This is a genomic window from Actinoplanes sp. NPDC048791 (assembly GCF_040650095.1).
Lineage (GTDB): Bacteria > Actinomycetota > Actinomycetes > Mycobacteriales > Micromonosporaceae > Actinoplanes.
Genome location: NZ_JBEZGQ010000132.1, coordinates 1 through 13,223, shown reverse-complemented (window position 1 = coordinate 13,223; position 13,223 = coordinate 1). Strand labels below are relative to the sequence as shown.

Annotated in this window: 13 protein-coding genes; 6 read left to right on the top strand and 7 right to left on the bottom strand. The window is 70.4% G+C overall.

What is annotated here, in order from left to right:
• Both AB0C29_RS13010 and AB0C29_RS13005 read right to left on the bottom strand, forming a co-directional pair.
• The coding region (locus AB0C29_RS13010) for an aldehyde dehydrogenase family protein (protein ID WP_360819415.1) at window positions 1-892 on the bottom strand (892 nt) is incomplete at its 3' end.
• Entirely contained in the window at window positions 889-1,536 is a 648-nt protein-coding gene (locus AB0C29_RS13005; RefSeq protein WP_360545230.1) for a TetR/AcrR family transcriptional regulator, read from the bottom strand. The genes AB0C29_RS13010 and AB0C29_RS13005, both read right to left, overlap by 4 nt.
• A 54-nt stretch (window positions 1,537-1,590) precedes the next feature.
• Here AB0C29_RS13005 and AB0C29_RS13000 point away from each other — a divergent pair, with 54 nt between their 5' ends.
• Both AB0C29_RS13000 and AB0C29_RS12995 read left to right on the top strand, forming a co-directional pair.
• Entirely contained in the window at window positions 1,591-2,763 is a 1,173-nt protein-coding gene (locus AB0C29_RS13000) for an acyl-CoA dehydrogenase family protein (RefSeq protein WP_360819412.1), read from the top strand.
• Window positions 2,760-4,295, top strand: a complete 1,536-nt coding sequence (locus AB0C29_RS12995; RefSeq protein ID WP_360819409.1) for a long-chain fatty acid--CoA ligase — start codon at window positions 2,760-2,762, stop codon at window positions 4,293-4,295. Before AB0C29_RS13000 ends, AB0C29_RS12995 begins: the two co-directional genes overlap by 4 nt.
• Here the strand turns inward: AB0C29_RS12995 and AB0C29_RS12990 are convergent.
• Window positions 4,272-4,706 carry a (deoxy)nucleoside triphosphate pyrophosphohydrolase gene (locus AB0C29_RS12990; protein ID WP_360819406.1) on the bottom strand — a complete coding sequence of 145 codons (435 nt, stop codon included), beginning with the start codon at window positions 4,704-4,706 and terminating at the stop codon, window positions 4,272-4,274. The two genes, AB0C29_RS12995 and AB0C29_RS12990, sit on opposite strands and share 24 nt — an antisense overlap.
• Window positions 4,707-4,888: 182 nt before the next feature.
• Between AB0C29_RS12990 and AB0C29_RS12985 the strand changes: the two genes are divergently transcribed.
• From AB0C29_RS12985 to AB0C29_RS12970, 4 genes are all read left to right on the top strand, one after another.
• On the top strand, window positions 4,889-5,200 hold the full coding sequence (locus AB0C29_RS12985) for a pterin dehydratase (protein WP_360545238.1): 312 nt from the start codon (window positions 4,889-4,891) through the stop codon (window positions 5,198-5,200).
• A gap of 10 nt (window positions 5,201-5,210) precedes the next feature.
• On the top strand, window positions 5,211-5,573 hold the full coding sequence (locus AB0C29_RS12980) for a PH domain-containing protein (RefSeq protein WP_125812592.1): 363 nt from the start codon (window positions 5,211-5,213) through the stop codon (window positions 5,571-5,573).
• A 250-nt stretch (window positions 5,574-5,823) separates the two neighbouring features.
• The gene (locus AB0C29_RS12975) at window positions 5,824-8,625 is read left to right on the top strand and encodes a PQQ-dependent sugar dehydrogenase (RefSeq protein ID WP_360819404.1); all 2,802 of its coding nucleotides are present in this window, start codon (window positions 5,824-5,826) and stop codon (window positions 8,623-8,625) included.
• Window positions 8,622-10,322: a ThuA domain-containing protein gene (locus AB0C29_RS12970; protein ID WP_360819401.1), complete on the top strand. Its 1,701-nt coding sequence runs from the start codon at window positions 8,622-8,624 to the stop codon at window positions 10,320-10,322. Before AB0C29_RS12975 ends, AB0C29_RS12970 begins: the two co-directional genes overlap by 4 nt.
• Before the next feature lies 1 nt (window position 10,323).
• Here the strand turns inward: AB0C29_RS12970 and AB0C29_RS12965 are convergent, their stop codons facing one another.
• From AB0C29_RS12965 to AB0C29_RS12950, 4 genes are all read right to left on the bottom strand, one after another.
• Window positions 10,324-11,061, bottom strand: a complete 738-nt coding sequence (locus tag AB0C29_RS12965) for a peptidase E (protein WP_360819398.1) — start codon at window positions 11,059-11,061, stop codon at window positions 10,324-10,326.
• On the bottom strand, window positions 11,058-11,900 hold the full coding sequence (locus AB0C29_RS12960; RefSeq protein WP_360819395.1) for a nucleotidyltransferase domain-containing protein: 843 nt from the start codon (window positions 11,898-11,900) through the stop codon (window positions 11,058-11,060). The genes AB0C29_RS12965 and AB0C29_RS12960 overlap by 4 nt, the downstream gene beginning before the upstream one ends.
• Window positions 11,901-11,911: 11 nt before the next feature.
• Window positions 11,912-12,667 carry a class I SAM-dependent methyltransferase gene (locus tag AB0C29_RS12955; RefSeq protein ID WP_360819392.1) on the bottom strand — a complete coding sequence of 252 codons (756 nt, stop codon included), beginning with the start codon at window positions 12,665-12,667 and terminating at the stop codon, window positions 11,912-11,914.
• Between the two features lie 41 nt (window positions 12,668-12,708).
• On the bottom strand, window positions 12,709-13,223 hold a 515-nt coding region (locus tag AB0C29_RS12950), incomplete at its 5' end, for a G5 domain-containing protein (RefSeq protein WP_360819389.1).

Here is a 13,223-nt window from a genome sequence, read left to right as displayed (position 1 = left end):
CGACCGCGGCGTCGTAGTGGCTGCGGTGCACCAGCATCCGGGTCCAGGCCGTGCAGGTCTGGCCGGAGTTGAGGAAGGCGTTGCCCACGCCCACCTTGACCGCCTTGGTGAGGTCGGCGTCTTCGAGGATGACGTTGGCCGACTTACCGCCGAGCTCCAGCGCCACCCGGGCGATCCGGTCCGCGGCCGCGTGGGTGATCGCCCGCCCGGTCGCGGTGGAGCCGGTGAACGACACCATGTCCACGTCCGGGTGCCCGGCGATCGCCGCTCCCACCACCGGCCCGGTGCCGGGCACCAGGTTGAGCACCCCCGGCGGCAGCCCGGCCTCGTCGGCCGCGTCGATCAACAGGTACGCCACCAGCGGCGTCAGCTCACTGGGCTTGAGCACCACCGTGCAGCCGGCGGCCAGCGCGGCGGCCACCTTGGCGACGACCTGGTGCAACGGGTAGTTCCACGGGGTGATCGCCCCGACCACGCCGACCGGCTCGTGCACGATCAGGGAGTTGCCGATGGTCTCCTCCGGCACCGGCTGGGCGGCCAGGTCGGCGTACCCCCGGAGGACCGTGAGCGGTAGTCCCGCCTGGACCGCCTTCGCGACCTTGAGCGGCGTGCCCAGCTCGAGCCCGACGGTGCGGGCGATGTCGCCCGCGCGGGCGGCGAGCGCCTCGTGCAGCTTGCCCAGCACCGCCCCGCGTTCGGCCATCGGCGTCCCGGCCCAGCCGGGGAAGGCGGCCCGGGCGGCCGCGACGGCCCGGTCCACGTCCTCGGCGGTGCCGGCGGGCACGTGGCCGAGGATCTCCTCGGTCGCCGGGTTCTCCACCGGGATGGTCTCGGTGCCCGCGGAAGCCGTCCAGGCCCCGTCGAGGTAGATCCGGTCGCGGGAGAGGGTCATGTCAGGCTCCCTTTCAGCGGGTCGAGCCGGGCCTTGAGCGCGTCCAGGCCGGTGAGGACGGTTTCCAGGCCGAGGGCGAACGCGCCTTCGTCGACGCTGCGCCGGTGTTCGGCCAGCAGGTGGGCGTCGCGCAGGTGCGGGTAGCGCTCGGCGTACAGCTGGGGGTCCTCGTCGAAGCCTAGGGCGAACGAGCCGAGGGCCGCACCGGTGACCAGATAACGCATCACGGCGCCGATGTGGGTGGCCCGGGCCGGCGGCCAGCCGGCGGCGATGAGCCCGCCGTAGACGGTGTCGGCCATGGCCAGCGCGGCCGGCCGGCGGCCGGGACCGTGGGCCAGGACGGGGACGATGTTGGGGTGGGCGGAGAGCTCCGCGTGATACGAGTACGCCCAGAGCCGCAACGCCTCGCGCCAGTCGTGGTCGGCGAAGAACGAGACGTCCACCCGGGCCACCACCGCGTCGGCGACCGCGTCCAGGATCTCGGCCTTGGTCGGGAAGTGGTTGTAGAGCGAGGGCCCGGCGACGCCCAGCTCGGTGGCGAGCCGGCGCACGGAGACGGCCTCGAGTCCTTCGGCGTCGACCAGCTGGCCCGCCACCTCGACGATCCGCTCTCGGCTGAGCAGGGTGTGCCGGGGCCGGGCCATTTAACGCTCCTGAAACTCTGGACGGCACAAAACTTACACCGCTAGTTTTATCACGTGGACTTTCAACTCAGCGACGAGGAGCGGGCCGTTCGCGACACCGCCCGTCAATTCATCACCCGCGATGTCATGCCGCTGGAGCAGGAAGCTCTGCGGCGCGAGCGCAACCACCAGCCCGGGCTGGAGCGCAGCGAGCTGCGCGAGTTGCAGCTCAAGGCCAAGAAGTTCGGCTTCTGGGGCCTGTCGACCCCGGAGGAGTACGGCGGCATGGACCTCCCCGCGGTCCTGCAGTCGCTGATCTGGACCGAGGTCGGCCGCACGTTCGTGCAGTTCAAGTTCGGTGGCGAGGCCGACAACATCCTGTATTACGCCAACGACGCGCAAAAAGCCGAGTATCTGGTGCCGACCATCGAGGGCGACCGGATCTCCTGCTTCGCGATCACCGAGCCGGGCGCCGGCTCGGACGCGGCCAACATCAAGCTCAGCGCCCGCCAGGACGGTGACGACTGGATTCTCAACGGCGAGAAGACGTTCATCACCAACGGCAACGACGCGGACTTCGTCATCGTCGTGGCGGTCACCGACAAGGAGAAGGGCGTGCGCGGCGGTGGCACGACCGCCTTCCTGGTCGACCGGGACATGGGCTGGCGTTCGGAGTTCATCCAGACCATGGGCGAGGGCGGCCCGGCCGCGCTGATCTTCGACAACGTCCGGGTACCGTCGCGCAACATCCTCGGCGAGATCGGCCAGGGCTTCGAGCTGGGCATGAAGTGGATCGGCAAGGGCCGCTACCTGATCCCGTCGAACGCGGTGGGCATCGCCGAGCGGGCCCTGGGCATGGCGATCGAGTACGCCAACACCCGCGAGACCTTCGGCCGCACGATCGGCTCCAACCAGGCCATCCAGTGGATGATCGCCGACTCCGAGGTCGAGCTGGAGGCGGCCCGCTGGCTCATCCTCAAGGCCGCTTGGACCGTGGACCAGGGCTGGGACCCGCGGCACGCGTCCTCGATGGCCAAGCTGTACGGCGCCAACATGGTCAACAACGTGGTCGACCGGGTCATGCAGATCCACGGCGGCATGGGCTACACCCGCGAGCTGCCGATCGAGCGCTGGTACCGCCAGGTCCGGCTGATGCGCATCTACGAGGGCACCGACGAGATGCAGCGCCTGATCATCTCCCGCGACCTGCTGCGCGGCTACACCAAGATCGGAGGGCATCTCGCATGACGATGTTGTCGCTGGCAGCCGTGCTGGCCGAGGCCGCCCGGCGGTATCCGGACAAGGTCGCGATCGTGGATCACGCCGAGCGGATCAGCTACCGCGACCTCTGGCAGCAGTCCCTGGCGTACGCGGCCGGGCTGCGGGAGCTGGGCATCGGGCCGGGCGACACCGTCGCCGTGCTGATCCCCAACGTGGCCGACTTCCCCCGGGCGTACTACGGCGCGCTGGCGGTGGGCGCCCGGATCGTCCCGGTCCACCTCCTGCTCACCGCGGACGAGATGGCGTACGTCCTGCGCGACAGCCGGGCCGACCTGCTCGTGTCCCACTCCAGCCAGCTGAAGACGGCGATGGGCGCCGCGAGCATCTCCGGCACGCGGGTGGCCAGTGTCGGCCCGATGCCGCCCGGAGTGCCGGACGCCCCGCCGCGGCTGGAGGAGGTGTCGGCCGCGGTCCCGCCGCTGCCGACGTACGTGAGCCGCGAGGCCGAGGACGTCGCGGTGGTGTTCTACACCAGCGGCACCACCGGGGAGCCCAAGGGCGCCCTGCTCACCCACCTCAACCTGGTCATGAACGCGACCGTCAACGTCTTCGACGCCAACGAGGTACGCGCCGACGACGTGGTCATGGGCTGCCTGCCGCTGTTCCACACCTTCGGCCAGACCGTGGGCATGAACGGCACCTTCCGGCTCGGCGGGACGCTGGTGCTGCTGGCCCGCTTCACCGGTGAGGCCGCGATCGACCTGATGGTGCGGGAGCGCGTGACCGTCTTCCACGGCGTGCCGACGATGTACATCGGCCTGCTGGAGGCGGCGGCGAAGGCCGACAAGCTGCCGGAGCTGCGGATCTGCGTCTCGGGCGGCGCCTCGCTGCCGGTGGCGGTGCTGGAACGCTTCAGCGAGACCTTCCACTCGACGGTGTTCGAGGGCTACGGGCTGTCCGAGACCTCCCCCACCGCGACCACCAACCAGCCGGCGTTCGGCACCCGGGCCGGCACCATCGGCCACCCGATCTGGGGCGTCGAGGTCGAGATCGCCCGCGCGGAGGTCGACGAGCGCATCGAGCTGCTGCCCACCGGCGAGCTCGGCGAAATCGTGATCCGCGGTCACAACGTCTTCGCCGGCTATCTGAACCGGCCCGAGGCCACCGCCGAGGCGATCGTCGACGGCTGGTTCCGCAGCGGCGACCTGGGCACCAAGGACGCCGACGGGTTCATCACGATCGTCGACCGCAAGAAGGACCTGGTGATCCGGGGCGGCTTCAACGTCTACCCCCGCGAGGTGGAGGAGGCGCTGGCCCGGCACCCGGCCGTCGTGCAGGTCGCGGTCATCGGCGTGCCGGACCCGGTGCACGGCGAGGAGATCTGCGCGGTCGTGGTGCCCGATCCGGGCGGCATCACCGAGCAGGAGCTGATCGACTGGTCCCGGGAGAAGCTCGGCAAACACAAGTACCCGCGGCAGATCCGCTTCGTGGAGGCGCTGCCGATGGGACCCAGTTTCAAGGTGCTCAAGCGCGAGCTACGCCGGACCTTCGGCCAGTAGCACCGGCAGTTCCGCGACGATCGGCCTGTCCGCCGGCAGCCAGGGCACACTGTCCAGCTCGTCGGCGGCCAGCCAGCGCATCGCCGTGTGTTCGAGGGCGCGCGGCTCGTCGCCGTCCAGCAGCGTCACCGTGAAGACGCGCAGGACGGCCCGGCCGTGCGCCAGCGGCACGTCCGGTCCCACCCGGGCCCCGACGGCCACCCGTACGCCCAGCTCCTCCGCGCACTCGCGGGCCAGCGCCTGAGCGTCGGTCTCCCCGGGCTCGACCTTGCCGCCCGGGAACTCCCAGCGCCCGGCAACCTCCGGCGGCGCGGAGCGCTCACAGGCGAGCACCCGGCCGTCCTGCACGATCACTGCCGCGACAATCACCCTCGGTGACGGACGGCCGTTGACGTGGCGTTCATGGGACATGAGCCAAGAGCGTGCCACAAAACTTGACCGATCAGGTTGAACGATGCGTCCCGATCGTCACGAGAACACGGATATGTGGGCGTGGACATAGTTGACGGGGAAGACAAGACTGTGGGCACCGACCATGACGACACGGCGACAGTTTGGCCACAAGCCGGCAACGACGCCAGGGAGGTGCGGCCATGCGGGGCAGGAAACTACGGGGTACCCGCTCCGACTACTTGAGTGACGCGCTCGCGGTGCTGGGCGGGTGGACCCAGGACGGGGTCCAGCTCAAGCGCATCCTCGCCTGTGACGACAGCCAGCATGCCGCTCTGACGGAGCGGATCAAGGTCGCCGCCGACACGTTGCGCCTTCGGCCCAGCATCCGGCGCATGGACGGTCACACGCAGATCCTGCTCGGCGCGTCCGACGGCGAGACCATCACCGACGGTGAGGTCACCCTCGCGGCCCGGATCGAGGACGCCTACCGCACAGTGGTCGGGCCTCAGTAACCTCGGGATCATGACGGCGCCGATTTACGACAGCAAGGGCCAGCTCCAGCAGATCGAGAGCGGCCTGCTCGAGGGTGAACAGATCATCGCGGTGTACGACGCCGTCGGCGCCGGCACCGGCTTCATCGGGCTCACCACCCGTCGCGTGATCATCCAGGACAAGTCCTTCGTCGGGAAACGCTTCGCGATCACCAGCATCCCGTACTCCAAGGTGAGCAGCGTGAGCGTGGTAAGCAACAAGAGCTGGGCCGGGCAGTTCTTCTCGACCGGCACCATCGCGATCAGCGTGGGCACGCACACCTACGAGGTCGAGTTCCGCGGTTCGGAGAAGACCCAGCACGTGCACAACGTGATCCTGCACTACGCGTCCTGACGCGTTCTTTCGTCATCACGATGCGTCGCCCACGTCGGGCGGCGCATCTTTTTGTTGTAATCGACGAAAGTCCATGCGGTTGTGTCAAAAGTATGGACAGTTGAGCGAGAAGTTACTAACGTTTGCTCACTGTTACATGCTGGTAACACGCGACGTGGTCATTCCCCGGACCGCGCCGCCGTTGCCCACACCTGGCAATTCCCCTACGTCAGGAAAGGGACGGTCACCCATGTCCCCAAGATATCGACGCATGCCCAGACTTCGATACGCAGCCGGAGCTGCCCTGCTCGTCGCCGCGAGTCTGGTCGCCACCGCCGCACCGGCCGCCGCCCACGACATCAACCCCGCCGACTTCCAGCAGGTCACCCTGGCCAAGGGCGTCGCCGAGATGGGCGAGCCGATGGCCATCGCGGTGCTGCCCGACTCCTCGGTGCTGCACACCGCCCGCAACGGCACGCTGCGGCGTACCGACAAGAACGGCACCACCACTGTGGTCGGCACCCTCGCGGTCTACGGCCACGACGAGGAAGGGCTGCAGGGTGTCGGGGTCGACCCGGGCTTCGCCACCAACCGGCAGATCTACCTCTACTACGCGCCGCCGCTGAGCACCCCGGCCGGGGACGCCCCGGCCAGCGGCTCGGACTTCTCCGCCTGGAACGGCGTCAACCGGCTCTCCCGCTACACGCTCAACGCCGACTTCACGCTCAACACCGCGAGCAAGGTCGACGTGCTCGACGTGCCGGCGAGCCGTGGCCTGTGCTGCCACGTCGGCGGGGACATCGACTTCGACGCGGCCGGCAATCTTTATCTGTCCACCGGGGACGACTCCAACCCGTTCGAGTCCGCCGGCTACTCGCCGCTGGACGAGCGCACCGACCGCAACCCCGGATACGACGCGCAGCGCAGCGCCGGCAACACCAACGACCTGCGCGGCAAGGTGCTGCGGATCAAGGTGAACGCGAACGGGACGTACAGCGTCCCGGCGGGCAACCTGTTCGCACCGGGCACGGCGAACACCCGTCCCGAGATCTACGCGATGGGCTTCCGCAACCCGTTCCGGATGAGTGTGGACAAGGCCACCGGCGTCGTCTACCTCGGTGACTACGGCCCGGACGCCGGCTCCTCCGACCCCAACCGCGGGCCCAGCGGCCAGGTCGAGTTCAACCGGATCACCAGCCCGGGCAACTACGGCTGGCCGTACTGCACCGGCAACAACACCAGCGCCGAGACCTACAACGAGTGGAACTTCGCCAACGGCACCACCGGCGCCAAGTACGACTGCGCCGGCGGGCCGACGAACAACTCGTTCCGCAACACCGGCCAGAGCAAGCTGCCGCCGGCCCGGGCGGCCTGGATCCGGTACGCGGGCGACGCCGGCACCCCGCCCGAGTTCGGCGGCGGCTCCGAGTCCCCGATGGCCGGCCCGGTCTACCGCTACAACACGAACCTCAACTCCCCCACCAAGTTCCCCGCCTCGCTGGACGGCCACTTCTTCGCCGGTGAGCTCGGCCGCGGCTGGATCAAGCCGATCCACGTGGGCACCGACGGCTCGGTCGGCGAGATCTCGGCCTTCCCCTGGGTCGGCAAGCAGGTGATGGACATGGCGTTCGGCCCCGAGGGCTCGCTGTACGTCCTGGACTACGGCACCGGCTACTTCAACGGTGACGTCAACTCGGCGCTGTACCGCTTCGACTACCTGGCCGGCTCCAACCGGGCGCCGACCGCGGTGGCCGGCGCGAACCGGACCTCCGGGCAGGCACCGCTGGACGTGACGTTCTCCTCGGCCGGATCGTCCGATCCGGAGGGTGGCGCGCTGACGTACTCGTGGAACTTCGGTGACGGCACCACGTCGACCGCGGCCAACCCGACCAAGACGTACACGGCCAACGGGACGTACCAGGTGACGCTCACCGTGCGGGACCCCGAGGGGCTGACCGGCACGGCCAACGTGACCATCGGGGTCGGCAACACCGCCCCCACGGTCACGATCAACAACCCGCCCAACGGCACGCTCTTCTCGTACGGCGACAGCGTCCCGTTCTCGATCACGGTCACCGACCCCGAGGACAGCTCGATCAACTGCGCCAACGTCAAGCTGACGTACGTGCTGGGCCACGACAGCCACGGTCACCAGATCACCTCGCAGAACGGCTGCACCGGCACCATCACCATCCCGGTCGACGGTGAGCACGACTCGGCGGCGAACATCTTCGCGATCTTCGACGCCGAGTACACCGATGCCGGCGGCCTGACCACGCACACCCAGCACACGCTGCAGCCCCGGCACCGGCAGGCCGAGCACTTCAAGACCTCGTCCGGAGTGGACAAGTTCACCAAGACGCCGGCCGAGGGCGGACAGACCGTCGGCAACATCAACAACGGGGACTGGATCGCGTTCGAGCCGTACCGGCTCAGCGGGGTCACCTCCTTCACCGCCCGGGCCTCCTCCGGCGGGGTGGGCGGCACCCTGCAACTGCGGACCGGCTCGGCCACCGGCCCGATCGTCGGCTCGGCCACAGTGCCGGTGACCGGCGGCTGGGAGACGTTCGTCAACGTCACCGGTACGGTCTCCGGCGCGCCGAACACCACCGGCCCGCTGTACCTGACCTTCGCGGGCGGTGCGGGCTCTCTGTTCGACCTGGACGCGTTCACGCTGAACGGTTCCGCGGCCCGCGTCGGTCCGATCGTCGGGCTGGCGAACAAGTGCCTGGATGTGGCCGGCGGCGCCACCGCCGACGGTACGAAGATCCAGCTATACACCTGTAACGGCAGCGCGGCGCAGAACTGGACCGTGGCCGCCGGGAGCACGGTCAAGGCGCTGGGCAAGTGCCTCGACGTGGCCGGGGGCGCCACCGTCAACGGGACCAAGACGCAGCTCTACACCTGCAACGGCAGCGCCGCGCAGAACTGGGCCGCGAACGCCGACGGCAGCCTGCGCAACCCGCAGTCGGGCCGATGCCTCGATGTCAGTCAGAACAGCTCGGCCGACGGGCAGCAGATCCACATCTGGGACTGCCTGGGCGCCGCCAACCAGAAGTGGGTGTTGCCATGATCGGCAAAGTGCTAGGTGCCCTGCTGTTGATCCCGGCCTCGGTCGCGGTCGCCTCCCCGGCGGCCGCCGCCGCGGACGACCCCTACGACGTGCTGGTCTTCTCCCGGACCGCGGGCTTCCGGCACGACGCCATCCCGGCCGGCATCCAGACCATCCGGGACCTGGGCGCGGCCAACGGTTTCTCGGTCACCGCGACCGAGGACCCGGCGGCGTTCACCACGGCCGGGCTGGCCGGCTACGAGGCCGTCGTCTTCCTCAACACCACGGGTGACGTGCTCAACGCCACCCAGCAGACCGCCTTCGAGGGCTACATCCGCGGCGGTGGCGGCTACGTCGGCGTGCACGCCGCGGCCGACACCGAGTACGACTGGCCGTTCTACGGTCAGCTGGTCGGCGCGTACTTCGCCTCGCACCCGGCGATCCAGCCGGCCGCCGTGGTGGTCGAGGACCGCGCCCACTCGGCGACCGCGCACCTGCCGCAGCGCTGGAACCGCACCGACGAGTGGTACAACTACCGCACCAACGCCCGGTCCACGGCACACGTGCTGGCCACTCTGGACGAGAGCTCGTACTCGGGCGGTGGCATGGGCGCCGACCACCCGCACGTGTGGTGCAAGACCTACGAGGGCGGCCGGTCCTTCTACACCGGCGGCGGCCACACCATCGAGTCGTACGCGGACCCGGCCTTCCGGGCCCACCTGCTCGGCGGCATCCGGTACGCGGCCGAGGCGAGCAACGCCGACTGCCGCCCGGAGACGGGCTACACGCCGCTCTACAACGGCTCCACCGCCGGCTGGTCGCAGGCCGGTCCGGGCGCCTTCACCAACAGCGACGCCACCCTGACCTCGACCGGCGGCATGGGCCTGTTCTGGTACAGCCAGAAGCAGTTCACCAACTACTCGCTGAAGCTGGACTGGAAGCTGGCCGGCGACGACAACACGGGCGTCTTCATCGGCTTCCCGCCGTCGACCGACCCGTGGTCAGCGGTGAACAACGGCTACGAGGTGCAGATCGACGCGACCGACGCCGCCGACCGCACCACCGGCGCCGTCTACACGTTCAAGTCGGCGGACCTGGCGGCCCGCGACGCCGCGCTCAACCCGCCGGGCGAGTGGAACACCTACGAGCTGCTGGTCGAGGGCGAGCGGCTGCAGGTCTTCCTGAACGGCACGAGGATCAACGACTTCACCAACACCGACCCGGTGCGCTCGCTGGCCGGGCACATCGGACTGCAGAACCACGGTGACGGTGACGACGCCGCCTTCCGCAACGTACGGATCAAGGAACTCGGCGGCACCCAGCCGCCGCCCGCCGGCACCGGCCCGATCGTCGGCCTCGCCAACAAGTGCCTGGACGTGGCCGGCGCCGGCACCGCCGACGGCACCAAGATCCAGCTCTACACCTGCAACAACAGCAACGCGCAGAAGTGGACGGTGACCGCCAACGGTCCGGTCAAGGCGCTGGGCAAGTGCCTCGACGTGGCCGGTGGCGCCACCGCCAACGGCACCAAGGCCCAGCTCTGGACCTGCAACGGCTCGGGCGCGCAGGTCTGGTCGGCCCAGCCGGACCAGAGCCTGCGCAACCCGCAGTCGGGCCGATGCCTGGACGTCAGCCAGAACAGCTCGGCCGACGGCCAGCAGATCCACATCTGGGACTGCCTCGGTGCGGCGAACCAGAAGTGGAAGTTGCCTCAGTAGTTCAGTAGTCCAGCACGCGGGTGGGCAGCGGCGTCTCGGTCACCGAGCCGTCCGCTGCCCGCTTGAGTTCGTACCCCCGGGGTCCCTGCTTGTCGGCCACGACCTCCGCCAGGCGGGTGCCGCGGTAGACCAGCCCGGCCCCGTCGTCGGTCGCGTAGCCGTCGCCCAGCGTGCCGTCGCCGATGAGCTTGTGCATCATCGGCCGGCGCTGCTCCTCGGCGTCGTAATGCACCCCGTTGCTGTACGGCAGCCAGCCCAGCCCGTCGGTGAACGCCCGCAGGTCGGGCCCGTAACTGTCGGTGCTGCCGCCCTGGTGCCAGCAGATCGAACCGGCCGAGACGCCGCCGAGCACCACCCCGGCCTGCCACGCCTCGTGCAGGATCTCCTCGAGCCCGTGCACCCGCCACACCGCCACCAGGTTGGCCACGCTGCCGCCGTTCACCCAGATCACGTCCTGGTCGAGCAGGTGGGCGCGGATGTCGTCGTGGTTGGGCATCGGGAAGAGCTGCAGGTGCGAGGCCCGGTAGCGGGTCTTGGCGAAGGCGGCGTAGGTGGCCCCGATCCAGTTGTCGGGGTCACCGACGGCCTGGTGCAGGAAGCAGAACTTGGCGGTGTCCCCCGCGTTGGCCAGGTCGGCGGCGAAGCGGTGGACCGGGCCGGGACGCATGTCGAAGGTGCCGTACCGGCCGCGGGCGAATCCGGCGCTCGTGGCGAGGATGGTGGGTTGATCGGCGGTCATCGCGTCATCATGGCGCACGCGTCCGCCGTCTCCAGAACGAGGTCGGCGGCCGCGTCGAGAGCCGCGGTCAGATGCACCGGGTCGCCGTCCACCGCGGTGAAGACGGCGTCGGCCTGCTCGCGGAACCTCGGCGGGGCGCCGGGCAGTGCGGCGGCCGCGGCGACGGCGCCCTTCTCGTTGACGAGCCAGCGGCCGGCGGCACCGTGCAGGGCGTGCGTGCAGACGCCGACCAGGCGGAACAGGCAGCCGGCCACGTAGGCGGCGTCACCGCGGGTGACCGCCTTGCGGCCCAGCCCGACCAGGAAGTCGGCCTCCCAGAGTCCGGCGACCAGCGCGTCGCGCAACGCCGGCGGGTAGGTCGACATCTGCGCACGCAGGGCGGTCAGCTCACCCTTCGGGTCGGCCAGGACCACACCGAGAGCGACCTCACCCGCGTACGCGAAGTCGGGCACGCCCAGCGGATGGCCGGCCTGGGTGTGGAACGCATATCGGCCCTGCTCGGCGTCCGCCCAGGCGGCGGTGACGCGGCCGAGGTCGCGGTAGATCCAGTCGACGGCCGCGCCGTCCACGGTGAGCCACCCGCCGCCGTCCACCCACGGCCCCCAGCCGCCGACCGGCGTGACCTGCGCGGCCGGCCCGCCGAAGGTCCGGGCCAGCTCGCCGAGGACCGCCACGTCGAGCGGCCGGTGGTAGTAGACGCCCAGGTCGGTATCGGAATCCGGGGTGTGGGTGCCGCGGGCCCGGCTCCCGCCCAGCAGCACCGCGGTCACGCCCGGCACCTCGGTCAGCCGGGCCGCCAGTTCACCGAGCCGCTCGTCACTCAACGCCACGCCGCTCATCCTCGCCTACCTCAGCCCGGTTTGCGCGCCTCGATCAGGACCCGCCGGGCGTACGAGACGAACGGGCCGCCCGCCTGGATCCGATCGTGCACGGCGCGCAGCTGGGGCAGGTACTTCTCGACGCTGAAGCCGGGCACCGTCCAGACGACCTTGCGCAGGAAGTAGGTCACCGCGGCGACGTCGAAGTATTCCGCCCGCAGGGTCTCGGCCCGTACGTCGAGCACGGTCAGGCCCGCGGCCCGGGCGGCAGCCGCCAATCTCTCCGGGTGCCGCGGGTCGGGTGGCGGCAGCGGGCCGAGCATGGCCTCGGACAGCTCCCGGTTGGTGCCCGCGCCGATCTGCTGGGACAGGAAGGTGCCGCCGGGCCGCAGCACCCGGGCGACCTCGTCCCACAGCGTCCCGACCGGGTGCCGGCTCACCACCAGGTCGAACACGCCGTCGCGGAACGGCAGGGTGGGCGCGTCGGCCGCTTCCACCACGAGCGCGCCGAGGGGCCGCAGATTGCGGGCGGCGACCGGCAGGTTCGGACGCCAGGAGTCGGTCGCCACCAGCCGGGCGGGCGGCTTCGGCACGGTGGCGAGGACCTCCCCGCCACCGGTCTGCACGTCCAGCGCCGCCTCGGCGCGCGCCATCCGGTCGGCCACCAGCCGGGCGTAGCCCCAGGACGGGCGCTGCTCGGTGGCCCGCCCGTCGAACCAGGAGAAGTCCCAGCCCTCCACCGGTACGGCCGCCGCCTCGGCGATCAGCTCCTCGAACGTCGCACGCATCGGGGCAGTGTCCGTCGCCGCGCCCGGCCCCGGCCAACGAATTACTTCTGCTCGACCTCGGTCCTGCCGCCCTGGCCGGTCTTCTTGTCCTCGTCCGGGCAGGGCAGCGTGAGCTCCAGCTCGTCGATGTCCGAGGGATCGAGCAGGCTCAGGTCGCCGTCGATGATGCTCTCCGCCCGGGCGTCGGACTTGTCGCCGTGGGTGCAGATCGCCCCGCGGCCCATCCGTACGCACGAGCCCAGCAGACGGCATTCCCGGTGGCCCTGCCCCCGGTCGTGCCGGCCGCGCCCGCCGCTGTGCTGGCCGCCACCGCCGCGTCCCCGGTTGCCGAAAGCCACCACCCGGTCCTGCGGCTCGCGGGTCACCGTCGAGTCGAGCAGGCGCCGGCTCGTCTCCCGGTCCCCGGTGTAGGTGACCTCGTAGCGCAGCAGCCGCTCGCCGGGCACTCCGGGCGTCTCGATCTCCCGGGTGCCGGGGGGCAGCGACGGGTCCCGGACCAGCGTGGTCCGGAACGGGATGGCCTCCGTCTCCGAGACCACCTCGGTGCGGACCTTCG